This window comes from Leptospiraceae bacterium, assembly GCA_024233835.1.
Classification (GTDB): Bacteria; Spirochaetota; Leptospiria; order Leptospirales; family Leptospiraceae; genus JACKPC01.
In genome coordinates, this window is the sequence record JACKPC010000002.1 from 129,167 (window position 1) to 153,583 (window position 24,417).

Below are 24,417 nucleotides of genomic sequence, written 5' to 3' on the forward strand. Positions count from 1 at the left end.
ATCAGTTAATTCTCGATAAGGATTTGTATAGTTTAAAATTATGTATAGCTTCTTCTAAAGTAAAATTTCTTGTATTTTAGACATACTAATCCCTAAACCACCAATCCCTAATCCCCGGAGCATACACCTGAGATACAACTTTCAGGTTGCTATAAGAGCCTGTCTGAAAATGAAGCTACAGGCTCTTGCAGCTTGCTTTTCTTTAATAGATAAGCCTGTTTAAAGACATGCTGTAAGGGTCAGTATACTACCCGCTATACTTTAGTTGTAAGCTTTCTGTAAAACCGGTGCTTTTGCTTCGCTCACAGACTGTGTGAAAAGTGAGCAAAAAAAAACCTGTAGATATTGACGAACTCGGTTCTTACTAAAAAAACTAAAAACCAATCATTCCAAATTGGTTTATAGTAAATAAATTTACTATAAGTCATAAAAGAGAGAAAATTCATTGCTATCCATCAAATAAAAATCTATTATTCCTACTATTTTGCATTTACAGCATCTATAAAAGCCCTTATTCCCAGAATATTTATGACTCTTTTAAAATTATAAGCAAAACATATGAAACTAAATTCGGCCTGAACGCTTCTAATTCCTTTTTGTATAAAGTAAGTGAACCCCAAATTTCTCTTTATAGTGCCAAATGGGTGTTCCACAATCTCCTTACGTTTACGAATTAGCTTTTTATTTTCCTCGTTCCCCATCTCTTTTTTAAAATCATCCATTGTCTCTCGGTTTATCGAGACCCGAATAGTTCGTCCAGTTTTACTATTGGTACATTTTGCTCTATGAAAACAATCTTTACATTCCTTACATTTATACTCATTTACATAAATCCCGTATGACGTCTGTCTTGGATTTTCATTTTGTCTATTTAATTCTTTTCCTGCCGGACATACGTATATATCCCGCTCTTTATCATAAACAAAATCCTGGATTTCATATCCTTTTGCAGGAAGTTTATCAGGATTACTTTTACATTCACGCTTATTATTACTATCCAGTGCAGATTTGGTATCTGGTACTATAATATTTATCCCCGATTTATCTTTATTATTCATTATTTCTTTTTCACTAAAATATCCGGAATCCATTACTGCATTTGTCTCATTTTCTATTTTAAGTTCTTCTTTTATCGACTGGACTTTTTCAATCATAGGAGTCATTTGTTCCAGGTCATTTGACTTTTGCGATACATCATTTGCAATAATCAACTTATTTGTATTATCCACTGCAGTTTGGGCATTATATCCAGGACGAATTTTTCCTTTGTCACTTTGAAATCTTGAATCTGTGTCGTTAGCAAAATAGACCTGTAGTTCCGGGTCGTTTTCAAATAATTCCCGAATCCCTTTCACTTTATCATTGTATTTCGTTAGTCTTTTTAGTTTATTTAATACATCCCTGGCTTCATCTCCATCTTTAAGATTTAGTTCATTTGCTTCGGAAATATCATTCAATTCTAATTCCTCCAAATATTCCTGTATTTTGGATTTTATATTTTGCTCGATATTTTCAATACGCTCTCTTTTAAATACATTATTTTGTCCGTTCTGTGCTCTTAGCTTCGTTCCATCAATTCCAACTATTGAAAGAGTTAGTAGATTCATTTTCTTGCAAAAGAATAAAAACTCTTTGAAGATATTTTTTATTCCATCTTTATTATTTTTTCGAAAATCAGCTATTGTCTTAAAATCCGGGGCGAGATTCTTTGTTAACCACCTAAGTTCCTGGTTTCTATTACATTCCTTCTCTAATTTTCTGCTACTTCGGATTCGTTCTATATATCCGTATAAATATATTTTTAGTAAATCATGTGGATTATATGGTGGTTTACCTGTTTCTAACTTTGGAATTTTAAAACCCAATTTTTTAAGATCGAGATTATCAACATAGGCATCAATAACCCTTACCGGACTATCTTCTTTTATTACGTTATCCAAACATTCACTGTATAATACTATCTGTTCTCGAGAAGTTCCTTGTATATAATTCATAGCTGCACCTATAACTCTTTATCGTTATAAGGAAATTTTCTATATACATTACATTCCTGACAAACAAAAAATATTCAATAACGAGACTTTTCACACAGTCTGTCAGCAAGCGGTTTAAATGTTTCCTAAACCGAAGGCTTAAATCTCCGATTTGGGAAAGGAAGCAAGCGACCATAGTGAAATTAAAATCTTAAAATACTAACAAATCATAATTAAAGATTTGACTACTCACTTATGAATAGTTACTTGTGACTATGGCTCTATTGAAAGACAAATATTTGCAAATATTAGGTATCCTTCTTCATGAGGGAATGCATGGTTATAAAATAAATCAAATGCTGGATTTTACAGGAAATTCTATCCACATAGGAAAAGCAAATGCCTATAAAATACTGGCAAAATTTGAGGAATTGGGATTTGTTACCCAAAAGAAAGAAGCACAATCTAATTTCCCTGATAAAAATGTTTATTCAATTACAGAAAAGGGAAAGAAAGAATTTAACAGATTGCTTCGTGAACGATTAGGAGAAACCCAACCATTTGAGCATCCAGACGGTGTGTCTCTTAATTATATTGGCTTACTGGAACCTAAAGAAGCAGTGAGCCTTTTAGAAAAAAGAAAGGAAGCATTGATTACCCGGCAGGCTGAATTAAAGGGTCCATCAAAGAAAATATTAGAGAGTCATCCGGGACTCAATTTTCTATCCAATCAAGTGGACCTTGAATTGGATTTATTAAATAAACTAATGAAAAACCTTAAAACAAAGAAAAAGTAAATCAAGATGTCAGAAACAAACAAATTAACAGTAATAACTGGTTGCAGTTCCGGTATCGGAAAGCATATTGCTATTGAAATGGCCAAATTAGACTACAAGGTCTTAATGCTGGTTCGTGATAGTGACAAATCCAGAGATGCCTATAATGAAATTGTCAAAATTTCCAATAGTAATAATATTAAGATGCTATATACAGATTTTGCATCTCTTGATTCTATCCGTTCTACCTCTGATAATATTATTAAAGAATATAGCCAGATTGATATTCTGATTAATAATGCTGGTGTGATTAAAAGGAAGTATGAATCCAGTGGTGATGGTTATGAAATGACTTTTGCCGTAAATTACCTTGCCACATTTCTATTAACAAATTTACTATTGCCTCTCTTAAAGAATGCATCTTTTTCAAGGGTTATCAATCTATCCTCAGAGTTATATAAAAATGGAATAATTGATTTAGAAAATATTCCACCGAAGGGGAAATTTAATGGAACAAAAAATTATGCGGATTCAAAACTACTAATAAATATATTTACAAAAGAATTAGCCGAAAGAATAAAAAATGATGGCATAACAGTAAATTGTCTTCACCCCGGCGTTATAGGAACTGATGCTTTCCGTGAATATCCCAAAATATTTGTAAAACTAATGAATTTATTTCTTACTAAACCAGAAAAAGGAGCATTGCCTGTTATTAGATTGGCAACATCACCAGAATATAAGAATGTCACCGGACAATATTTCAATGTAAATAAACTTGTCCCAATGAAAAATTATATTTTTGAAAAGGAAGTAATACAAGAAATATGGAATATTAGCAGACAACTTGTTAATATATAGTTCTCAAACCTGGTCTGTTTTCTTTAGTTCATATTAATTTTTAATATGACTTATAAACCGCCTATCCCCCAGAATGACAGAGTCAGAAAACAAATTCTCGTTCACAATGCAAAGGGCAATAAAAATAGATATACCATTTTCTCTAAAAAGAGTCTTGAGTTATTGGATATGCACATCAGGGCAAATAGACCACAGGACTTTATTTTTATTTCAAACCAAAATAAATATGGACATATCCATACAAGAACCGTTCAAAAAATTATCAAAGCAGCTACACTACAATAAAAGCCGGCATAGAAAAAATGTCACTCCACATACTCTCAGACATTCCCAGCAATTCTCGGTGAAAAATAAAGGGCTAAAAACATTTACTGAATATGCTGCAAAGTCCAATAAGACTTTCATTTATGAATGGATGGAAGATGTTCCTTTAACAGGCAAGAAAGATATGAGGTTCTGTAATTATATATCATTAAAAATATTGGATGGAGATGGAAAAATCTTCTGCTCTTTGTGTTCGACCCGGAACAATTTAAAATGGTGCCCGGGTAGCTTCACCGAGAATTGCTGATCAAAGATGGTAGACATAGAACATATTCTGTGAAGACATGTTGTTAAGACATAAGAATTTTTAGGAGCATACGTATGAGGTACTTTATATTACGCTGGTTTACCATGGTTATTGGATATTTTTTCTTTTTTTTCTCTGTCTTTTCCCAACCTTCCAAATTGGCAAAAACTCCAAAATATAGCAAAATAATCCGCGTCTGTCATGCAACATGGGGGAAACTAGGAGGAAAAACTCTTCCTCATTACGGACTACACAACCATTTTCTTGAAGCAGTTTTGGTAGAAGCCGGATATACCGTAAAAACCGATATTATCAACTGGGCAAGATGTGTAGAGAGTGTTAAGATGATGAAACATGACATGACCATGGCCTGGGAATCTGAAAAACTTAAAAAAGATTTTCAATTTTTCAGTTATGGCATGAAAACCCCCATGAATTTTTACACCAAAATCAGCTCACCTTTGAAAAACGGTTCATTCGAAATAATGAAAGAAAAACGTGTTGCATATGTAAGGGAAACAGGCGGTCTAGATAACTTTTATAAAAACGAAAGTATGTTTCAGTCTGTAGCAGTAAACTCAGTAGACCAACTATTTAACATGATTGAATGGGATCGCATAGATGCGTTTATCATTGACCCGATGAGTTTTGACGATGAAATTTCTAAAAAGTTTCCACACCTAAAAGGAAAGATTAAAGCTCTACAGCCACCTATTCAGGAAAATATAATTTCACCCATGATATACAAAAAACATCCAAAGAAAAGCGAGATAGAAAAAGCGTATGAAAACGCCTATAAAAAAGTCGTAAACAGATCGTTTATCCAAAAATTAGAAAAGATTCATAAAGTAAAAATTTACAGGTAATCTTGTGTAATGTTCAACTCTTTTCATAGTAATAAGCTGGCATCCAGGTTGGTTTTTTACATCCTTCTTTGCAGCTCCATAGTAACTCTGGTCATCACCTCTATTCAGCTTTATACGGAGTATAAGCGAGATTTGTCGGATTTGAATGAAAAATTTGAAGAAATCTATAAGGGATATCAAAGCACTATCGCTCATGGATTGTGGGTATTTGACCGGCAGCAGATGATCCTCCAATTAGAGGGAATTACCCATATACCTGATATAGATTATGCAGAAATTACATCTATTACAGGACATACCTATAAGTATGGAGTTTTCCCTGCATCCAATTTAGTTTCCAAATCATGGAAAATTATTCATGATAAGGAAGAGATCGGTAGTTTTCGGGTTGCAGCAAACTTACAGCATCTCTATGTTCGCATCTTTTACCAGGCTTTGACGATTCTAATTACTCAGTTTGTCAAAACTTTGGTAGTATCTGTCTCTATATTTTATATATTCTATATGGTTGCATCACGTCATCTTTCCAACCTTTCCCGACTCGCTGCAAATCTAAATTTTGATAACCTTGAAAAACCGATTCGCCTGAAACGCAAACATTTTTCTGACGAACTTGATAGTTTATGCCAATCTCTGAATCAAATGCGGGAAAATCTATTATCTGAGCTAGCCAGACGAAAAGTAATAGAAGAAGAACTAAAAAATCTCAATGAAGAATTAGAAGAAAGAGTGGTACAAAGAACGAACGAACTTGAAAAAGCAAAAATTGCCGTAGAGTCTGCTAGCAATGCCCGTAACGTGTTTTTTACGCACATGAGTCACGAACTTCGCACTCCCTTGAACGGAATACTAGGCTATGTGCAAATACTAAAAAACGACTCTTCATTGGCTTCCCAACAAATGAACGGATTGAATGTCATTGAACAAAGCGGAAATCATCTTTTAAGTCTGATAAACGACGTACTCGATCTTGCCAAAGTAGAATCCGGCAATATAGAACTGCATAAAACAGAATTCAACTTGTTGGAAACAATCACTAATACTTGCAATATAATCAGAATTCGATCTAAAGAAAAGGGAATTGAACTTTGTGAAACTATCTCGGATGATTTACCTGAAGCAGTATTTGCTGACGAAAGAAGGCTGTTTCAAATTCTGCTAAATTTGCTTGGTAACGCGGTAAAATTCACAGACAAAGGGAGAGTTACCATAAAAGCACAAAAGGTAAAAACTTCAGTAAGAGACAATTCACAATATGCTTTATTATATTTTGAAATCACAGACACCGGTATAGGCATTTCGCCAATAGATTTGGACAGGATATTTGATCCGTTTCGGCAAGTAGGAGATATAAAACGTAGGTCGGAAGGAACAGGTCTTGGATTAGCGATTACATCAAAGCTACTTACTCGGATGGGTGGAGAACTAAAAGCCGAAAGTCAATTGAATTTGGGTTCTAAATTTTGGTTTGAATTGGAACTGGAACTAGTTGCCTCGTCTAAGCCAAGCAAAATCATAAATGGGTGGCCGTACGAGGAACCTCAAAAAGATGATCTTAAATCAGTTAAAGTCGTTCCACCACAGCACGATACTTTAAAAAAGATATTGGAATTTGCAGAATTTGGTGATATGGATGAATTGCAAAACTATTTGGATAGTTTATTAATATCCGAAAAAGAATATGATGTATTTTTAAAGAAGCTGAAAAACATGGCGAGTCAATTCAAACTGAGAGAAATCAAAAATTTAATTCTTTGGCATATAGAACATTCATAGCTAAATATATAGGTAATATAATGAATTCTCGAATTTTGATCCATAAAAAACTGCGTCAGCTAAAAGCCCAAAACAAACAACTTCAGTCTGAAATTGCGTTTCGAACGCAGTTGGAAAAAGTATTGCGTGAAAAAGAAACTCGTTTGCACGCAATCTATAATTCAGCTAGTGTAGCAATTGGAATTATTGATACCAATGGAAACTGGTTGGATGCCAATCAATATTGGTTGGAACTTCTCGGTTATTCCAAAGAAGAATTCCTCAACCTATCAAACCGAAGCATTACTCACCCGGATGATATGGAAATCACTTTGCAATACATGAAAAACATCCTAAATGGAATTATTAAAATACATCGCTTTGAAAAACGTTATTTGAAAAAAAATGGAGAAATCATTTGGATGGATATATCCATCTCTCCTCTACTGGATGAAACGGGAAAGGTGATTGCTCTGATTGGTGCTGGAACGAATATTACGGAACGCATACGGGCGGAAGAAGCATTGCGTCGTAGTGAAACTCTTTTTCGGGCAATTATTGAACAGTCCGGCGAAGGGATTTCTTTGGCAGATAGTACCGGAAGATACTTACTAGTGAACCCGGCTTTTTGTCAAATGACAGGTTATACAGAAAAAGAACTTCTGAAAATGAATGTTCGTGACCTCGTTCCACCGAAAATCGATTTAAAACTATTTTCTCAGGTATTGAAAAATGAGAAGGGTTATAGAGAAGCAGTTTTAATGAAGAAAGACGGTAATCTATTTTTTGCGGAAGTAAACGGTTATCCTATTCATCTAAAAAGTCAACGATTAGTTCTGGGAATTATTCGAGACATTACGGAACGCAAACAGGCGGAGGATTCCCTTAAACAAGCCAAAGGAGAAGCGGAAAATGCCAATCGGGCAAAATCCGAATTTCTTGCAAACATGAGCCATGAAATCAGGACACCCATGAATGCGATTCTGGGATTTGCCGAACTCTTACATTCCAAATTGGAAGACGAAGACTTGCGTTATTATGCTGATTCCATTTCAGTTAGTGGTACGATTCTCTTAGAACTCATCAATGACTTCCTGGATTTGTCAAAGATCGAATCCGGTAGAATGGAATTAATCAATAGAGCCATTGATATTCGAACTATATTAGAAGAGATGAAGGCACTTTTTTCCAATAAAGTCTATGATAAGAAATTAGGATTAATCATTGAAGTTGAACCGCAAGTTCCGCAGATATTGATTTTGGATGAAACCAGGCTTAGACAAATCCTACTCAATCTGATTGGAAACGCAGTTAAGTTTACGGACAAAGGATATGTAAAGGTTTCCGTTAGTAGTACGAATTATCAAGAGGATCGTGTTACATTAACCATCCAGGTGGAGGATACGGGAATCGGAATTTCTCAAAGCGAGCAAGAGAATATTTTTGAATCCTTTACTCAGTCCAAAGGTCAGGATAGTGGGAAGTACGGAGGAACGGGACTAGGACTTGCAATTTGTAAGAAACTGATGCAACTTATGAATGGTGAAATATCGCTTAAGAAGCGAAGAAGGGAAGGGAACGACTTTTATGATTTTGTTCCAAGATGTAGAGGTTGCAGCCAGATTGGAAGAGAGAGAAAAGGTGGAAGTTTTGTCTGATGAAGCTATTGATTTTGAGCCGGCAAAGATATTGATCATAGAAGATGTCCTTTTAAATCGAGAATTGCTAAAAAGATTTTTGAAAAAATTCAAGTATTTGGAATTATCGGAAGCAGAGAATGGGAAAATAGCCATTGAAAAGGTTCGAATGTCTCGTCCTGATTTGATATTGATGGATATGAAAATGCCGGAAATGGATGGATATGAAGCAACAGAATATTTAAAGAAAGATCCAACCACCTCATCCATTCCGATAATCGCTATAACAGCTTCCGTTCTTAATCATACGGATTGGGAAAGAAAGGCAATGTGTGATGAGTATATTCGAAAACCGATTAGAATGGAAGAACTTCAAAAAAAAATGGCAAAGTTTTTAAGAACAAAAGAGATAGAAACAAATGTAAATATGTTATCTTTTCAAAAAATTAAAAACCCAAAGAAACTCTATGAAATTCTGTCCCTTGAAAGAATGGAAATTTGGAAAGATATTCGGGAAATTTTAATTGTCGATAACATCATTGTATTTGCAAAAGATTTAATTGAGTTGGGTGAATTGCATGATTACAAGGAATTGGTAGCTTGGGCAAGAAAACTGGAGAAATCTGCTTCTCTTTATGATGCCAAAGAGATGAAAAGAACTCTGTCACAATTTCCGGAATTGATTATGAATCTGAGAAACTTTATCAGAGAAGATTGATATTTTGAAATCTGTAAAACTGAAAAAAATTTGAATTGTTAGAGATACGAAAACTTTATAAATTGAAGGATATACCAAATCTTATGAATGAAAATGTAAAGAAATCACAAATATTGATAGTGGATGATACTCCTAAAAACATAGAACTATTAGGAAAAGTTTTATCAGACCAAGGATATAAAATAATTATTGCAGAAAATGGAATACAAGCATTGAAGGTAGTTGATAAAATACTACCGGATTTGATTCTATTGGATATTATGATGCCGGAAATGGATGGGTACGAAACCTGTAAACACCTGAAAGAAAAACCGGAAACTTCGGAGATTCCTATCATATTTCTAACGGCTAGAGTGGAAATAAAAGATATTGTGAAAGGATTCCAAATGGGAGCAGTCGACTATGTAACAAAACCATTTAATATCGCTGAATTGCGACAAAGAGTAAAAACACACTTGGCACTAAAGTTTGCTAAAGAAGAATTAAAAGAACAGGTAAAACTGCGTGAAGACATTGATAGAATTACTCAACACGATCTAAAAAATCCTTTGAATGCGATCATTAATTTACCTGATTTTATAAAAATGAAAGGGAAACTAAGTGATGAACAAAAAAAAGATCTTGAACGCATAAAAATATCTGCTTTACAAATGTTGGGAATGATCAATCGATCCTTAGATTTGGTAAAAATGGAAAGAGGTACATACGAATTATCACCAGATTCATTTGATATAATTAAAGTAATTAATAAAGTAATAGAAGACATGGCTCAATCTATAAATTTCAAAAAATTAATTATTAAAATAACTTTAAATGAGAACAACATAAATACTAAAAATTCTTTTTTCGTACTAGGAGAAGAATTGCTTTCTTATTCCATGTTATCCAACTTATTGAAAAATGCAATAGAAGCATCACCACCAGATTCAACAATAGCAATATTATTAAGCTCTATAGAAAACAATGCAATTATTAAAATTTATAATTCTGGGTTTGTGCCATTGGAAATCCGAGATAGATTTTTTGAGAAATATGTGACATATGGAAAGGGGAAGGATGGAAACGGACTGGGAACTTACAGTGCAAAGCTAATGGCAGAAATACAAAATGGTAATATAAGTATGAATTCATCAAAAGAGGATGGAACGACTATCACTATATCACTACCTATTCGTTAATGGGTACCATAGGATGAAAATTAAATATAGCTAAAGAAAACGTAAGCGTATCATGAACCCACCTTCTCATGCTCTCGTAATTGTGCGACACTGGCTTCATGAAGACAGCGCAAAACTGGGAAGAACATATCAAGAACTGGCAGCGAGCAGCAAGAGCTGTATGGCCTATTGTAAAGAGCATAGCATAGCTTATCTTATTCATCCTTTAGATATAACCTGAAGAAGTCTACAAAGCCCGATAGAGCGACTCAAAAAGAAAATCCTTTCGAGGATTTGGGATTTTTAGATTGTCTATTCTATAGTCTTAGGGTATTTTTGTCTTTTAGGGGATACTGGCAAAGTCAAAAACAATGCTAAGTAGTTAGAGGGAATGTGAGCTAAAATTGGAATTGAATATGATTAATAATTTTCAAGATAAAACAGACAATGAAATTGCAAAAATGTGGATAGAATATTCATCAGATACAAAAAAAAATAAAGAATTATTTAATTATTGGGAATATGTTAATAATTTAATTAATAATGATTCTAATAAATCCTGGCAACTAATTTTAACATTAATAAAGTATAGTAATTCTGATCAGATTTTAGCAAATATCGCAGCAGGACCATTAGAAGATTTTATTAATAAATATTATAAGGATTTTTATAGTAAAATTGATAATCAATTAAGAATAGATTCAAAATTTAGAAAATGTATAACTGGGGTTTGGCTAAATAAAAATTTAAGTAAAGATTTTCGTAATATGATTAATAAATATACAAAAACCCTAAAAGATTCGTTATAAAATAAAAAAAGCCGGCACTTCATCTATCAGCCGGTTTATGAAATTAGCTAGATTAGTTAATTTTAAACGTAGGTGAATATAAGAATTTATTTGAAAATAAAAAAAAGATTATCTCCAGATGATATGAGAGAAGGAGGATGATGTGGAAACTTCTTATGACGCTCGGGACGTTAGCGGTATTTTACGTGCCTACTGCTTAAAAATAATATTCTCTAGTGAAATTTCAGGAAAGAAATATGAATAAGATAAACCTTGCAGATTGGATCAAGAATCATTTTATCCATTTAAACTCAGTTTCGCAAAATAACAATTTTGATGATTTGATACAATTACGAGATATAATTGGAAATGCTAAAGTAATTGCGCTCGGAGAAAATTCACATTTTATAAAGGAATTTTGTGAGCTTAGACATCGTATAATAAGATTTCTTATTGAACAATGTGATTTTAAAGTTCACGCAATGGAATTTGGATTCGCTGAAGGTATAGCACTTAATCATTGGATTCAAGACCATAGCGAACCAGAAAGTAAATTAAAAAACTTATTGAATCATTTTCCTTATCCTCTTCAAATTCATGAAACACTTAAATGGATAAAAAAACATAATTTATCTTCCAAAGCATCCGTTCATTTTGTCGGAATAGATGTCCCAAGAAACGGAGGTTCTCTCTTTCCGACATTAGATATTCTAAATGAATTTTTTAAATTAGCTGATCCGGAGGCATCGATTTATCTTTCGGATATTTATCGTATTGCCCAAAATATAGATGGATTCTCTACTGCTCAATCTGCATTTTTTTTAAACCAAATTTCTGAAGAAGATAAAAACTTGCTTACTGCTCAAATAAATAGACTTCTTTATAGGCTTGAAGCATTGGCTCCTCGCCATATTTCTCAATACGGCAAAGGTCAATACAATACAATTCTTCAACATATAAAAAGTCTATGCTATCTTGATTATAACTCTCATGCTATGAATCGCTTGATTTCAGGAAATGGACTTTCGGGAGATATGGGTGCCAGAGATAAATTTATGGCAGATTCTGTTCTCAGGCGTTTGAAAGAAACTAATTCTAAAATAGTATTAGTCGCACACAATGCTCATATTCAAAAACTTCCTATTTCCTATGGTGATTTTTTAAGTTGTCTACCAATGGGACAACGCTTAGCAGATGAATTAGGAGATGACTATATTGCCTTAGGTATAACCTCCGAGGGAGGCCATACTGCGGCTCTTTATCCGGATGAGAAAGGTAAGTTCGGTTTTCGGATTGAAAATACAAAATTAGATATCCCGAAGGAAGGAAGCATTGAAAAATTATTGGCAGATGCTCAAATGCATAACGGAATCCTTGGTTTTAAAAATATCCCCAGAGGATCAAACGATCCGAAACAGATTCGTTTTGATTCCGATTATATAGAAACTTCTGTTTTTGATGCTTTTGATGGGATAATTCAAATTCCAATTTCCAGTGTGGCAGATGAAATAATTATTTAATAAGTTTCTTTTTAAAATAAAGATATAACTGCTTTAGGAGCTATTCACAGGGTAATAGCATAAGTTTATAAGTATCATTCATAGAGATTAATCGTTCTTCCTCTTCCATCTTCCGAAATGTTCTGCTTAATGTTTCCGGGGTAGTGTTCAAGAGCAAAGCAAGTTGTTTTTTTGATATAGAAAGTGGAACAAAGTTCAGTTCTGCTCCGAGATCTCTCAAATAACTAATGATCCTTTCTTCTATCGTATCTAAGGAAAGTGAAGAAACACGATCTTTTAAATTAATGATATACTTACTTAGTATGGAAAGTAGTTGATCCCGAAAATTGGGATAATTTTTTGAAAATGATATATAAGCTTCTTCTGATATATAATACAACTGCCCCGGCTCTAAAGCTTCTAAATACGCCGGATAAACATTTTCAGGACAAAAGAGTAAGGGGGCTGCGATAATATTCCCACTGGACATGATATTTATAATAATTTCTTTGCCATTGTCTTTCAGCTTGTATACTTTAAATTTACCACATTTTACTATATAAAAACCAGTGAAAACTTCATCCTGTTGAAATACAATCTGGCTTTTTGTATATTTCTTTATCACTGCAATATTTTTTAAGTTAATCGCAGTTATACTATCCAGAAGGGTCCAAAAATTTTCCGGCTTCATTCTTTATAGTTTTTATATTAGGTATTTTAAAGCAAATACTTTTGTATACTCCGATGAGCCTCGTTCCGAAAAAAGCCTGTTATTATAAGTTTGTTTTGTTAGACAAACGTATGAAATAAGGACCTGCAAACAGCCCCAAAACCTATCTGAAAAAGAAATTTTTCCAACTTCCTTGAATGGTTTTCCATGCTTTTTAAAGTAATTTTAATAAAAATTTGTAAAAAATTACAATTGAATAAATTTCTAAGAGTATATTTATTGGAGTCTGGTTCATATAAGGAGAATTCGATGAAACAGCTTTTGCTCATTTTTATTCTATTTATGCAGATTCAATTGTACCCGGAAGAAATTACTACGTATAGTGTCTTTACTTACGGCAAGGATTTCCAGTTAAGAATTGAAAGCATAAAATCCCAATTAGATTCCCTGATCGAGATTAGAAGTTTAGAACTGGAAAGTATGAAATCTCAAATCAAAAAACTCGAACTAAAAATTCAAGAAGATAGCAAGCAATATGATAAAGACCGAAAAGATTTTCAAGAAAAACTCAAGGCTTACAAAGAACAGGAACAAGAAATTATCACGCTAAAAAAGAATTTATTAGAACTGGAACTAAAGTATATCCGAACCGATAAGGACCGTGAATTATTCAAAACTACTAATGAAAAGCTACAAATAGAGCTTGAGTATTTAAGAAATAGAGAAAAAAAACTTAAAGATTTAGTCCAGAAGTTGTCTGCTTTTGCAAAAGCACAGAAAAAGAAAAAAGATACAATTTTAACTCAATATAAGGACCTAAAAACAAGCATTTCCTCCGTAGTTCATCCTAATGAAGGAACCGCATTCATAGATAAATATGGAGATTATACCAGGCTGGTTATCCGTTTAAGTGGAACGATTTCTTTTGCTTCCGGTTCAACAACTATTAGAAATCAAGTTAAGCCAATTTTAAATTCCATTTTTAAAATCATAACAAAATACCCCGGATATCACATTTTCATCGAAGGGCATACGGATAATGTCCCTTTCCATACCGCTACGATAAAGAACAACTGGGAACTATCCACAAAAAGAGCCTTAGGTGTTTTAGAATATGCAGTCATTGCAAACCCGGCATTAGATCTCAAAAGAATTTCTGCTTCAGGATACGGAGAATATCATCCGATAGCTACTAATTTCTCCAAAGAGGGAAGAAGAAAAAATCGTAGAGTAGATATTATCGTAATTTACTGGGAATCCAAGAAATAGAATTATTTACTTCTGAGCTGAAAAAACAGGGACTTTTTCTTTATACGCTATGGAATCCTAATCCTGGAGTTTTTATTCAACTCACTTTCCGACCATCTCTTCAGGGACTGTAAGTCCATTCCCTGAAGGGCTGACAACACCCTATTAATATCATGGTCATAGTTAAACTCCTGTATTGCCTTATATAAAACCGAATCTTCCGGCAGAAATTTGGTTTCATCTATTGCATCATAGATTCCGGGTAAATATAAATTGCTCCCCATATCATTCCTTTCACCAATCCGAACCTGTTGAAAGATCTCCTTGCAGGATGTATAACTATTCGCCCTGACCAATATTTCCAGTATTGCCCAGTAATTAATAACTCTATAATGAAAGGGATGAGATTTCTCCAGGTTATGTAAGACCATGAAGAGTGTGCCTTCCGGTAAGGTTGCGGGTTCGAGCTTCGGAATGATTTTCACTTCACTTGCCTTCATCAGACCATTCAGATATTCCAGTGTTTTCACGGCATCAATAATAGATTCTTCACTCGTTAAAAAAGCGGGTTTAATTAAAATATAGGCAAGATAAGAAATATTCGTTTTTTCCTCCCTGTTGATCCTGGCAATTGTCTCCAGACCCTGTTCAAAGTCTTTTTTTGTAAAACCTTTGTGAATACAGGTTGTTCGAATAAATTCATCTGCAGTTTCCATTCCCGTTGCTATTTCAAGGCTACGCTCCCGACCTAATCTCCTGACAATCCTACGGATAAATTCCTCATTCTTTACTATTCCATCAGGTCTGGATTCAATCAGCAATCGTTTTATATAGCTTAGTTTCGCAACTTCATTGATAAGGGCTTCCTTTACGGGATTACTCAAGTCTGTCAAGAATGATCCATCGGATAAAAATTCGATTACATCAAAAGCTTGATTCGTTTGTTTTCCGTGTTCGAGTGCAGCCTGTAATTGATTTAATACAGATCGAACCGTTGCCTTTTCTGTTGTTTCAGTATCCGAATAAAAGCCGCAATTAAAACAGCCACTCTGCAGCGGGTCCGTTTTTCTATAAGCACATTTTTGATCATTTAAACCGAGGATAAGTCTCCAACCGGATTGTGAATTGGTCCTGCTTACAGCAGTCCAGGCAGGCTCATTCCTATCTTTTGAATCAAGATTCATTTCATCTCGGCTTAGTTCCCGGATGTATTGATTCCTATAATTTTGAAATTGAGGAATTACATGGATTAAAAATTCAGCTATCTCCCTTTTTCGTTCTACAGGAAGCCAGGAATCTAAAGAAATTAATTCCTCAAAAGAATGAATATATTTCACCTATCAATACTCGTTATTTATTCCGGTCAAGCTCTATGTTACAACTTGAAAAAACTGACCTGTTCTTTGAGACTATTAGAAACATCTTCTAATTGCAGGGAATCCTCTGAAAGCGCATCCAATCTGACAAAGTTTTGCTGTGTCACCTTACTGATAGAACTCGCTGTATCCGAAATAGAAGTCATTACTTTTACATGCTCATCGGTCGAATGGAAAATTTTATTGGATATGTCTTTTACAACTTTAACGGAATTCTCCAGGTTAGAATTTAAACTGACATACTCGTTTATTAACTCGGTAATGTCGTGTGTCTTCGAATTGATGCCTTTTACCTTTTCAAGGATCGCATCAAACATTTGGGTAAGTTCTCTCAAACCCTCCATTCCTGATTTCACTAAAGCTGAATTTTTTGCTATAATATCTTTAATGGACTTCGTACTTCCGGCGGTTTGATCGGCAAGTCTCGATACCTCGGCAGCAACCACAGCAAAACCACGTCCATCAGCCCCTGCCCTCGCAGCCTCAATAGAAGCATTTAATGCCAGTAGATTTGTCTGATCGGCAATCGAGTTAATAATAGATACAACTTCGGTAATAGTTCCTGTAGTATTATTAATTTCCTGCATACGCGAATTTAAGGTATTCAAAGAGCTCTTGCCCTTATCCAGATCATCTGATATCGCACCTGTTTCCGAAGTAGTTATCTGGGTTTTTTCACCAAGGTTTTTTACTAAAGAGGAAAGCTCTCCGAGACTATTAAGCATCTCTTCAATTTTTTCTTTCTGTTGCACGGTCATGCCGGTAATACTATTACTGGAAATTGCAATTTCGGAAATATCTTTCGCAATAGCGGTAGAACCATTTGTCTGCTTCTCCAGATCATCTCTCATCATAATACAGGCAAGCTTGATGTTCGTAGAAGCATTTTTCACATCGTCAGAAGCATAATCTATCCCGTGTAAAACATTATGGAACTTAGAAACCAGGCCTGCAATCGCCCGAAATAAATTGGCAAATTCCCCTTCTCCCTTTGTTTCCACTTGCACCGTCAAATCACCCTTTGCAATGCCTCCGGAATAATCAGCAGCTTTTACCAGTGGCTTTATCACCCCGCCTGACAACCAGATGATGATAAATGAGGTAGCACTCAGTCCTAAGAGGGAAAGTACTATTGCCCCTATAAACAATAGCCTTGAATTCGAAATCTGTTTTTCCAGGTTCGCAGTAAGCCTATTTTGTTGTCCTTTAAAGAAATTCATGACGGCCTGGGAATAAATTTCTTTATTCTTTCGGTATTCTTCACTTTTTAAAACAGCCTGGGATTCTTTTAACTTGCCCTTAGAACCGAGATTAAACATTTTTAACTCTAAATTTATCAAAGCATCATTGGCGTTCGAAACTCCTTCGAAAATTTTCCTTTCCTTCTCTTTGGAGTTTTTCATGCTGTATTTTAATTCTTTGTCCAGTAAATCTACGTGCATATCATAATTCTTCCTATAAATATCCTCACCGGAATAGGAAAAGAAGACTGCATTATCTGTCAGCTTTGTATCTTCCAGCAGAATCGACCACGCACTATTAAAGAGGGGAATTTCGGCATTTAAAATACTTCCTGAGTTTCGATAGGTCAAATAACTAATGTATATAGTTACAATAGAGAAAAATAAATTCAAAATAGCCACGAAAAATGCTGCCGGAAGAATAAGGTTTTTAATTTTCATACCTGGAACCAATTCAGTAATAATTATTAATACAGTGCTATCCTCTAAATTACAGGGATATATTGCAATAACAAATAAATTTCGAATCTTAAGCAGATAAATGAGATTTTTAAAAGTTCTGCTTAATTCCTGGAGACCACTTTGAGCCCGATAAGCCCGACGATAGTTAAAAAAATGAAAAACAAACGTATAAATTCTTTAGATTCACCAAAAAAAAGGATACCCAGTATAGCTGTCCCCAGAGCTCCAATTCCTGTCCATACGGCATAAGCTGTTCCGAGAGGAAGAGATTTCAAAGAAAGACCGAGTAGCCCCATGCTAATCAGGGCACAGACGACGGTGAAAACAGCAGGCCAGAATTTTGTAAATCCATCAGAATATTTCATTCCTATAACCCAGGCAGTTTCAAATAATCCGGCGATCAATATAAGTAACCAGGCTTTCATGAATATAAATTCCTATTTTTAGCATTTGCCTTCAGTCGGTGGACTAAAAGTGATTAGTGAGTAGTCTCTCATTTTCATGAATTTCAAAGGTCTTTTCATCAGTAATCCTATCAAATCAATCTAATTTACTAATAAAAAGTGTGAGAGGCCAAATGATCTTTCTTTTTATCTCATCCCCTCCCCATATTTCTCTAAACTCAGGGTAGACCCGGTCTATGGGATCCGCTCCATGCTCCTGCCTGTAGGCCTGAACAGCTGACCAGGTAGAAAGATAGCCCAGCATTTCGGTAAGAGTCCATTCTTTTTCCATTTCAAAAGAATAGATTTCAAGCCTGGAATACGGAAAAGGAATAGACGAATATTTCTTCTCCACATGCATTCTTTCCTTAGGCCAGTAACTTTCTAAAAGTCCCCTGTAAAAATACTGTACCAAGCTATCAAGTTTCTCCTGTTGAAAAGAATGCACTCCATAGGTCCAGGCAGAAAAGACTGCCCCTTTTGCTGCCACCCGCTTTACTTCTTTAAAAAAAGCTTCAAACTCAAACCAGTGAAGGGCCTGGGCAACTGAGATTAAGTCAATACTTTTGTCGGGAATGGGTACTTTTTCCGCTTTTGCTTTCATATAACGAATATTCGGTTTCTGAATAGCACGAGAAATTTGTTTTTCACTCGGGTCTGTTGCAATTACCTCTGTAAAATGTTCTGCCAGTGTAGAAGTAGCCTGTCCGCTACCACAGCCGCAATCCCAGGCACGGTTAAAACGAGAGCAGGCAGAAAAAACTTTGTCATACAGGGTTTTGGGATACACCGGACGGTATCTTCTGTATTCATCCGAGCGTATAGAAAAATGGTCTTTGTAATCCAATTATTATCCTCCTCTCGCTTTTTGAATTATCGAGCTGGTTGATTTTCCTTCGACAAATGAGAGTATAAAAACATCTCCTCCGTATTGTTTTACTACCGGGTACTCAGGCAAATCTTCCTTTTTATAGTCTCCACCCTTTACATGAATATGAGGCCGTACAAGATGCAATAGCTCTACCGGCGTGTCCTGAGAAAATAGGGTTACATAGTCCACGAAACGCAGTGCCAGTAAAACAGCAGCCCTGTCTTCTTCCGGATTAATGGGTCTTGATTCTCCCTTTAACTTCTTCACCGAGCTATCTGAGTTTAAGCCGAGCCATAAAATATCTCCAAGGGACTTTGCTTCAGAAAGATAAGATACATGTCCGCGATGTAATATATCAAAGCAACCGTTGGTAAAAACAATTTTCTTGTCTTTTAGAGTATTTCGTAACTCTAATACTTTCTCAAACGGGATAAGTCTTTCGAAAAAATCTTGCATCAGGACAAAACTCCCATTTTTACCAGTTGTTTTTCTAATTCTTCGAGACTTACCGTGGCTGCTCCTAATTTCTCTATCACTTTCCCGGCTGCCGCATTAGCAACTTTAGAAGCCTCGAGAGCATTCAAACCGGCCAGATAAAATGCGGTAAATATGGAAATAACCGTATCACCGGCTCCCGTCACATCGTATACTTCCCTGGCTACCGTAGGAATATGATGAAAAGTCTTCGTTTCCCTTTCATAGAGACTCATCCCCTTCTCTCCCCTGGTTACCATCATGTATTTGGCTTCAAGTTTATTGGCAAGTTCTATAGCTCCCAGTTCCACATCTTCCGTTTCTTCTAACTTACGCTCTAAAGCCCTGCCCGCCTCATGGTGGTTAGGAGTCAGAATTCCCGCTTCTTTATATAAAAAGAAATGGTTAACCTGAGGATCCACTGCTACAAATTTCTTTTGTTCTTTTGAAAGACTTAAAATTTCAGGAATTAAACCCTTTGTTAAAAAACCTTTATCGTAATCTGAAAGTACAATTCCGGAACAGGAAGGTAAGACTTCTTTCAAACTTTCTAAAACTAATTTTTCTTCACCGGGGCTTAAAGGTTTATTCTCTTCTCTGTCTACACGACAGACCTGTTGATGAGCAGCAATAATGCGGGTTTTTATGATAGTAGGAATATTAGGAGAGGTAAAAAAGTATATATCTTCTTCCTGTACTCCTTTGGCTAATAATAAATCCCGAATCACTTTTGCATTGCTATCTTTCCCTACCCTTGCAAAAACAATACAGGGAACTCCAATAGCTCTCAGGTTACTCACCACGTTTCCGGAGCCACCGAGGGTTACATCGGTTTTTCGTACATGAACTACCGGGACAGGGGCTTCCGGAGAAATTCGGTTTACTTCTCCTTTCAGATACTCATCCAGGATAATATCGCCAATTATAGCCACTTTTATAAAAGGTAATCTATCAACTGCCTGTTTATATTTTTCTCTACTTAACAGAAGATTTCTCCTTATTTGAATGCTTACTATCCAGAACAAATAGGGCCAATTTTGAAAAATAATTCGGTTGAAAACGAATCCTTCTTTGATCGGAGAAATAAGCTTCTTTCTCCACCTTTATTTCATTCAATTTACAAAAATCAGCAAAGTCAATAACAGAAAGAAAATGCAGGTTCGGTGTATCAAACCAGCGATAAGGTAAAAGACTCGTAACAGGAGTTTCTCCCTTAAAAAGAATCATCCACCTGATTTTCCAGTGACCGAAGTTGGGAAACACAACAATCACTTTCTTTCCAATGCGTAGACATTCCCGAATAATAGCACCGGGATTTCTTGTTTCCTGAATGGTCTGATTCAAAATTACATAATCAAAACTGGCATCCGGGTGATGATTAAGACCGTCGTCTATATCACCATGATGAACAATCACGCCTTTTTCAATACATTTGTAGATAGATTTGGCATTCTTCTCTATCCCCTGTCCCCGAACTCCTTTCTGCTTTAAAAGAAACAAAAGTTCTCCATCTCCGCATCCGAGGTCCAAAACCCTGGTACCGGGACTTATGAGATCAAGAATAAACTGAAAATCCGGCCTGTTCTGTGGTTCTGTTGATATTTCTATTTGTTTATGAAATAAAGACATATAGTTTTTCTCATATTGAATTTATTCTGCCTTACTGGCATAGTCCAGGAAATGATACAATACCTTGGCCTGTTCCGGGTTCTCAAGTAAAAAAGAATCATGACCCTTATTCGTATCAATTTCACAATAGGTAACAGAAATCCCATTTGCTTCGAGGGATTTTACGATTTCTTTGGATTGATAGGGAGGATATAGCCAGTCCGAAGTAAAAGCCATAATCAAGAAATTCGCTTTTACAGAACTTAAATTCTCAGTCAAAAATTTTCCTCTTCCAAGACTAAAATGATCTAATGCCTTTGTAACATAAATATAAGAGTTAGCATCAAACCTATCTAAAAAAGTAGTTCCCTGGTATAAGAGATAACTTCCTACTGCAAAATCTGTATTCTTAATATTTCCCTTGGGAGGCTTTCGACCAAATTTTTCCCTCATGGATTCATCGGAGAGATAAGTAATGTGCCCGACCATCCTCGCTATAGCCAGCCCGTTAGGATTTTCGGAATACTCTCCATTATTCCATTTGGGATCGGAAATAATAGCCTGCCTTCCCACTTCATTAAAGGCTATCTGCTGGGCTGAGTGTTCGGAGGTAGAAGCAATCACTATGCTATTCTTCACCATATCGGGATAGCTTACCGCCCATTGCAAAGCCTGCATTCCTCCCATAGAACCACCCACAACACAAAGAAGTTTTTCAATGCCAAAATGTTTTACCAACCTGTGCTGGGCATTCACCATATCTTTAATGGAGACGAAAGGAAAGCTGGAGCCGTAGGGCTTACCGGTTTCTCGATTAAGGCTTATAGGCCCCGAACTTCCCTTACAACCACCGATTACATTGGAACTGATAACAAAAAAGCGATCAGTATCAAAGGATTTCCCGGGACCGATATAGGCTTCCCAGTAACCCGGCTTTTTGTCTCCTTCATAGTAACCGGCGGCGTGAGAGTCTCCTGAGAGAGCATGGCAAACAAGAATAGCATTGTCTTTGTTCTCAGAAAGTGTACCGTAGGTTTCATAAGCTATTTCTAATGGACGAATAACGGAACCATTTTCCAGAGTTAAGCTCTCAAACTCCAGTATCTTCTTTTCTACTATACCTATACTATTCTCTTTTTGCATACTTATACTTGCTTTAATGCCTGCTCCAGATCTTCAATCAAATCATCCACATTTTCCAAACCTACCGATAAACGGATAAACTCGGGGGTTACACCGGTAGACCTTTGTTCAGCCTCAGTTAATTGCTGGTGAGTTGTAGAAGCCGGATGGATTACAAGAGATTTGGCATCTCCCACATTGGCAAGGAGTGAGAAAAGCTCTAATTTCTCTATTAATTTCTTTGCTTCGGGAACTCCGCCCTTAATTCCAAAACCAATCATGGCACCAAATAGTCCCTTTGTATGGTATTTTTTCGCCAGCTCATAGTTCGAGTCGGTCTTTAAACCGGGGTAATTCACCCAGGAAACCTTATCATGAGAAGAAAGATACTCGGCTATCTTCAGTGCATTCTGTGAATGTCTCTCCATCCGCAGGTGCAAGGTCTCTATCCCCTGCAGGATCTGCCAGGCATTGAAAGGAGATATGGCGGGACCTAAATCTCTCAAGCCCTGAACGCGAAGCTTGATAATATAGGCTATATTGACCCCACCGAAAGGTTCAAACTTACCAAAAACATCCCAGAAATTCATACCATGATAACTCGGATCTGGCTCTGAAAGACCCTTGAATTTTCCATTCCCGTAGTTAAAATTACCGGAATCCACTACAATCCCACCGAGAGAGGTGCCGTGGCCTCCTAAAAACTTGGTTAAAGAGTGAATCACAATATCCGCTCCGTGCTTAATCGGGTTTACGAGATAAGGAGAGGCGAGGGTGTTGTCTATGACAAGAGGAATCCCGGAATCATGAGCTACTTTTGCTACCGCTTCAATATCGAGGGTATCTAATTTCGGATTCCCAAGAGTTTCTGCAAAAACAGCCCTGGTTTTGTCATTTATCGCCTTACGAAAATTCTCAGGGTCTTTCGGGTCAACAAAGTGAACTTTAATGCCTAATTTCTCAAATGTATAGTGTAAAAGATTGTAAGTTCCGCCGTATAAAGAAGAAGAAGCCACAATTTCTTGCCCATTTTCAACTATATTCAAAAGGGCCAGGGTTTCTGCCGATTGTCCGGAAGCAGTCGCTACAGCTGCCACACCACCTTCAAGAGCAGCCACCCTTTGTTCGAGAACATCGGTTGTAGGGTTCATAAGCCGGGTATAAATATTACCGAACTCCTGAAGGCCAAAAAGCCTTGCGGCGTGCTCGGTATCGTGAAAAACGTATGAGGTCGTTTGATAAATAGGAACCGCTCTGGCGGTAGTAGTGGGATCGGGTTTTTGACCCCCGTGCAGGGCTAATGTTTCAGGTTTATACTGTTTACTCATTCATCCTCTCCAATTGATTTGAAGTTAATACAAAAAACGGGTGCTAGAAAAAGTCAAGGATATAGCTAAGAACAACTGTAATAAAAAAATATTGACTTTCGACTCTCCTTCTTGAGAAATAATTAAAGAGGGAATTTATGAAAGAAGGAAAACCGAGTGAGACCGCACAAATCGTATGCTTAATGCGCGCCTTAGAACATGAATGGAAAAAAGACAATTCTTTACTACAGGACAAGTATGCAAAGCATTTCCTTCAGGGACGTTTTCAACTCTGGCTGAATCTATTATCAGGTCCTGTCGGCAAACTTTTCTTTCCAACTTACCAGTGGCTATATGACGCTGCCATTCTACGTTCTGCCCTGATGGATGAGTATATCATAAAATACGCACATACTATGCCCGTAGTCCTCCTCGGAGCAGGTTTTGATTCGAGGTCTCTAAGGCTAAAACCCTATTTAAAACAGGGTATTTATGAAATTGATTTCCATGCCACACAAGAATTAAAAAAGCAAATTCTCAACAGTCAAAATTATGATACATCACATGTCTCATATCATACTGCTGATTTCACACAGAAAACTCTATACGAAATATTAGAACCTCTGCAATTAAAAAACCGCCCGGTTATCCTTATCTGGGAGGGAGTAACTATGTATCTGGAAGAAGCTTTAATATACGATACCATAAAAACCATAGGGCAGTATTTTGCAAAAGGTACTTATTTGATTGCAGACTACTGGCTACATTCCTTTCCTTTACCGGGGTTTATACTAAACCCCATTCGTGATATGTTTTCTTTGTTCTGGGACGAACCAATTGTTTTTGGAACATCGCCGGAAGAGCTGGAAAGAAAAATTCGTAAGATAAACGGTCCCAAGTATAGATCTTACAATTATGAAAATTTGAGTAAACATTTTGCTGTGAACAGAACCCTCTTTTCTCCGTTCTTTACGGCTGTCCTGGAGTATTAAAC

The 24,417-nt window shown here is 36.0% G+C and carries 24 protein-coding genes; 13 read left to right on the plus strand and 11 right to left on the minus strand.

Translation table 11 applies throughout. The annotated features are described in order from the left end of the window. Positions 1-479: 479 nt before the first annotated feature. Positions 480-1,994, minus strand: coding sequence for an IS1182 family transposase (locus H7A25_09840; protein ID MCP5500191.1), 1,515 nt, complete (start codon positions 1,992-1,994; stop codon positions 480-482). 254 nt (positions 1,995-2,248) lie between these two features. On the opposite strand from H7A25_09840, the gene H7A25_09845 reads away from it, so the two are divergent. The 11 genes from H7A25_09845 to H7A25_09895 all read left to right on the plus strand — a co-directional run bounded on the left by H7A25_09845 (position 2,249) and on the right by H7A25_09895 (position 12,622). Then, positions 2,249-2,770, plus strand: a complete 522-nt coding sequence (locus tag H7A25_09845) for a PadR family transcriptional regulator (GenBank protein ID MCP5500192.1) — start codon at positions 2,249-2,251, stop codon at positions 2,768-2,770. 6 nt (positions 2,771-2,776) lie between these two features. Continuing rightward, positions 2,777-3,610: an SDR family NAD(P)-dependent oxidoreductase gene (locus H7A25_09850; protein MCP5500193.1), complete on the plus strand. Its 834-nt coding sequence runs from the start codon at positions 2,777-2,779 to the stop codon at positions 3,608-3,610. 45 nt (positions 3,611-3,655) lie between these two features. Then, on the plus strand, positions 3,656-3,895 hold the full coding sequence (locus H7A25_09855) for a hypothetical protein (protein ID MCP5500194.1): 240 nt from the start codon (positions 3,656-3,658) through the stop codon (positions 3,893-3,895). 444 nt (positions 3,896-4,339) lie between these two features. Continuing rightward, the gene (locus tag H7A25_09860) at positions 4,340-5,047 is read left to right on the plus strand and encodes an ABC transporter substrate-binding protein (protein MCP5500195.1); all 708 of its coding nucleotides are present in this window, start codon (positions 4,340-4,342) and stop codon (positions 5,045-5,047) included. A 141-nt stretch (positions 5,048-5,188) separates the two neighbouring features. Next, a complete protein-coding gene (locus H7A25_09865; GenBank protein MCP5500196.1) occupies positions 5,189-6,823 on the plus strand; it encodes a hypothetical protein in 1,635 nt (544 codons plus the stop codon). Positions 6,824-6,843: 20 nt separating this feature from the next. Further along, positions 6,844-8,460 carry a PAS domain S-box protein gene (locus H7A25_09870; GenBank protein ID MCP5500197.1) on the plus strand — a complete coding sequence of 539 codons (1,617 nt, stop codon included), beginning with the start codon at positions 6,844-6,846 and terminating at the stop codon, positions 8,458-8,460. Next, on the plus strand, positions 8,390-9,157 hold the full coding sequence (locus tag H7A25_09875) for a response regulator (GenBank protein ID MCP5500198.1): 768 nt from the start codon (positions 8,390-8,392) through the stop codon (positions 9,155-9,157). The genes H7A25_09870 and H7A25_09875 overlap by 71 nt, the downstream gene beginning before the upstream one ends. 83 nt (positions 9,158-9,240) lie before the next feature. Beyond that, positions 9,241-10,335 (plus strand): hybrid sensor histidine kinase/response regulator, encoded by a 1,095-nt coding sequence (locus H7A25_09880; protein ID MCP5500199.1) that lies wholly within the window; start codon positions 9,241-9,243, stop codon positions 10,333-10,335. A 52-nt stretch (positions 10,336-10,387) separates the two neighbouring features. Next, positions 10,388-10,555: a hypothetical protein gene (locus H7A25_09885; GenBank protein ID MCP5500200.1), complete on the plus strand. Its 168-nt coding sequence runs from the start codon at positions 10,388-10,390 to the stop codon at positions 10,553-10,555. Between the two features lie 175 nt (positions 10,556-10,730). Then, on the plus strand, positions 10,731-11,123 hold the full coding sequence (locus tag H7A25_09890; protein ID MCP5500201.1) for a hypothetical protein: 393 nt from the start codon (positions 10,731-10,733) through the stop codon (positions 11,121-11,123). A 236-nt stretch (positions 11,124-11,359) separates the two neighbouring features. After that, positions 11,360-12,622: an erythromycin esterase family protein gene (locus H7A25_09895; GenBank protein ID MCP5500202.1), complete on the plus strand. Its 1,263-nt coding sequence runs from the start codon at positions 11,360-11,362 to the stop codon at positions 12,620-12,622. Positions 12,623-12,662: 40 nt separating this feature from the next. Here H7A25_09895 and H7A25_09900 read toward each other — a convergent pair whose 3' ends face one another. Beyond that, positions 12,663-13,292, minus strand: coding sequence for a Crp/Fnr family transcriptional regulator (locus H7A25_09900; GenBank protein MCP5500203.1), 630 nt, complete (start codon positions 13,290-13,292; stop codon positions 12,663-12,665). Between the two features lie 288 nt (positions 13,293-13,580). On the opposite strand from H7A25_09900, the gene H7A25_09905 reads away from it, so the two are divergent. Beyond that, complete coding sequence (locus tag H7A25_09905) at positions 13,581-14,540, plus strand: OmpA family protein (GenBank protein MCP5500204.1); 960 nt, start codon at positions 13,581-13,583, stop codon at positions 14,538-14,540. Between the two features lie 47 nt (positions 14,541-14,587). On the opposite strand, the gene H7A25_09910 is transcribed toward H7A25_09905, so the two are convergent. The 9 genes from H7A25_09910 to H7A25_09950 all read right to left on the minus strand — a co-directional run bounded on the left by H7A25_09910 (position 14,588) and on the right by H7A25_09950 (position 23,444). After that, a complete protein-coding gene (locus tag H7A25_09910; protein ID MCP5500205.1) occupies positions 14,588-15,856 on the minus strand; it encodes a hypothetical protein in 1,269 nt (422 codons plus the stop codon). Between the two features lie 38 nt (positions 15,857-15,894). Beyond that, positions 15,895-17,577, minus strand: coding sequence for a hypothetical protein (locus H7A25_09915; GenBank protein MCP5500206.1), 1,683 nt, complete (start codon positions 17,575-17,577; stop codon positions 15,895-15,897). A gap of 122 nt (positions 17,578-17,699) precedes the next feature. Continuing rightward, a complete protein-coding gene (locus H7A25_09920; protein ID MCP5500207.1) occupies positions 17,700-18,023 on the minus strand; it encodes a multidrug efflux SMR transporter in 324 nt (107 codons plus the stop codon). A 115-nt stretch (positions 18,024-18,138) separates the two neighbouring features. Next, the gene (locus tag H7A25_09925) at positions 18,139-18,888 is read right to left on the minus strand and encodes a class I SAM-dependent methyltransferase (protein MCP5500208.1); all 750 of its coding nucleotides are present in this window, start codon (positions 18,886-18,888) and stop codon (positions 18,139-18,141) included. A 3-nt stretch (positions 18,889-18,891) separates the two neighbouring features. Next, complete coding sequence (gene rfaE2, locus H7A25_09930) at positions 18,892-19,368, minus strand: D-glycero-beta-D-manno-heptose 1-phosphate adenylyltransferase (protein MCP5500209.1); 477 nt, start codon at positions 19,366-19,368, stop codon at positions 18,892-18,894. Further along, entirely contained in the window at positions 19,368-20,372 is a 1,005-nt protein-coding gene (rfaE1, locus tag H7A25_09935) for a D-glycero-beta-D-manno-heptose-7-phosphate kinase (protein ID MCP5500210.1), read from the minus strand. The genes rfaE2 and rfaE1 overlap by 1 nt, the downstream gene beginning before the upstream one ends. After that, complete coding sequence (gene metW, locus H7A25_09940) at positions 20,362-21,015, minus strand: methionine biosynthesis protein MetW (GenBank protein ID MCP5500211.1); 654 nt, start codon at positions 21,013-21,015, stop codon at positions 20,362-20,364. Before metW ends, rfaE1 begins: the two co-directional genes overlap by 11 nt. Positions 21,016-21,036: 21 nt before the next feature. Further along, positions 21,037-22,137, minus strand: coding sequence for a homoserine O-acetyltransferase (locus tag H7A25_09945; protein MCP5500212.1), 1,101 nt, complete (start codon positions 22,135-22,137; stop codon positions 21,037-21,039). 2 nt (positions 22,138-22,139) lie between these two features. Further along, positions 22,140-23,444 carry an O-acetylhomoserine aminocarboxypropyltransferase/cysteine synthase gene (locus H7A25_09950; protein ID MCP5500213.1) on the minus strand — a complete coding sequence of 435 codons (1,305 nt, stop codon included), beginning with the start codon at positions 23,442-23,444 and terminating at the stop codon, positions 22,140-22,142. Positions 23,445-23,581: 137 nt separating this feature from the next. On the opposite strand from H7A25_09950, the gene H7A25_09955 reads away from it, so the two are divergent. After that, entirely contained in the window at positions 23,582-24,415 is an 834-nt protein-coding gene (locus H7A25_09955) for a class I SAM-dependent methyltransferase (protein MCP5500214.1), read from the plus strand. The last annotated feature ends 2 nt before the right edge of the window (positions 24,416-24,417 follow it).

What these genes read in the sequence shown, in the direction of transcription:
- H7A25_09840 (MCP5500191.1), bottom strand. Translation starts at nt 1,994, where the DNA reads ATGAATTATATACAAGGAACTTCTCGAGAACAGATAGTATTATACAGT.
- H7A25_09845 (MCP5500192.1), top strand. Translation starts at nt 2,249, where the DNA reads ATGGCTCTATTGAAAGACAAATATTTGCAAATATTAGGTATCCTTCTT.
- H7A25_09850 (MCP5500193.1), top strand. Translation starts at nt 2,777, where the DNA reads ATGTCAGAAACAAACAAATTAACAGTAATAACTGGTTGCAGTTCCGGT.
- H7A25_09855 (MCP5500194.1), top strand. Translation starts at nt 3,656, where the DNA reads ATGACTTATAAACCGCCTATCCCCCAGAATGACAGAGTCAGAAAACAA.
- H7A25_09870 (MCP5500197.1), top strand. Translation starts at nt 6,844, where the DNA reads ATGAATTCTCGAATTTTGATCCATAAAAAACTGCGTCAGCTAAAAGCC.
- H7A25_09875 (MCP5500198.1), top strand. Translation starts at nt 8,390, where the DNA reads ATGATTTTGTTCCAAGATGTAGAGGTTGCAGCCAGATTGGAAGAGAGA.
- H7A25_09880 (MCP5500199.1), top strand. Translation starts at nt 9,241, where the DNA reads ATGAATGAAAATGTAAAGAAATCACAAATATTGATAGTGGATGATACT.
- H7A25_09885 (MCP5500200.1), top strand. Translation starts at nt 10,388, where the DNA reads ATGAACCCACCTTCTCATGCTCTCGTAATTGTGCGACACTGGCTTCAT.
- H7A25_09890 (MCP5500201.1), top strand. Translation starts at nt 10,731, where the DNA reads ATGATTAATAATTTTCAAGATAAAACAGACAATGAAATTGCAAAAATG.
- H7A25_09895 (MCP5500202.1), top strand. Translation starts at nt 11,360, where the DNA reads ATGAATAAGATAAACCTTGCAGATTGGATCAAGAATCATTTTATCCAT.
- H7A25_09900 (MCP5500203.1), bottom strand. Translation starts at nt 13,292, where the DNA reads ATGAAGCCGGAAAATTTTTGGACCCTTCTGGATAGTATAACTGCGATT.
- H7A25_09905 (MCP5500204.1), top strand. Translation starts at nt 13,581, where the DNA reads ATGAAACAGCTTTTGCTCATTTTTATTCTATTTATGCAGATTCAATTG.
- H7A25_09915 (MCP5500206.1), bottom strand. Translation starts at nt 17,577, where the DNA reads ATGAAAATTAAAAACCTTATTCTTCCGGCAGCATTTTTCGTGGCTATT.
- H7A25_09920 (MCP5500207.1), bottom strand. Translation starts at nt 18,023, where the DNA reads ATGAAAGCCTGGTTACTTATATTGATCGCCGGATTATTTGAAACTGCC.
- rfaE2 (MCP5500209.1), bottom strand. Translation starts at nt 19,368, where the DNA reads ATGCAAGATTTTTTCGAAAGACTTATCCCGTTTGAGAAAGTATTAGAG.
- metW (MCP5500211.1), bottom strand. Translation starts at nt 21,015, where the DNA reads ATGTCTTTATTTCATAAACAAATAGAAATATCAACAGAACCACAGAAC.
- H7A25_09945 (MCP5500212.1), bottom strand. Translation starts at nt 22,137, where the DNA reads ATGCAAAAAGAGAATAGTATAGGTATAGTAGAAAAGAAGATACTGGAG.
- H7A25_09950 (MCP5500213.1), bottom strand. Translation starts at nt 23,444, where the DNA reads ATGAGTAAACAGTATAAACCTGAAACATTAGCCCTGCACGGGGGTCAA.
- H7A25_09955 (MCP5500214.1), top strand. Translation starts at nt 23,582, where the DNA reads ATGAAAGAAGGAAAACCGAGTGAGACCGCACAAATCGTATGCTTAATG.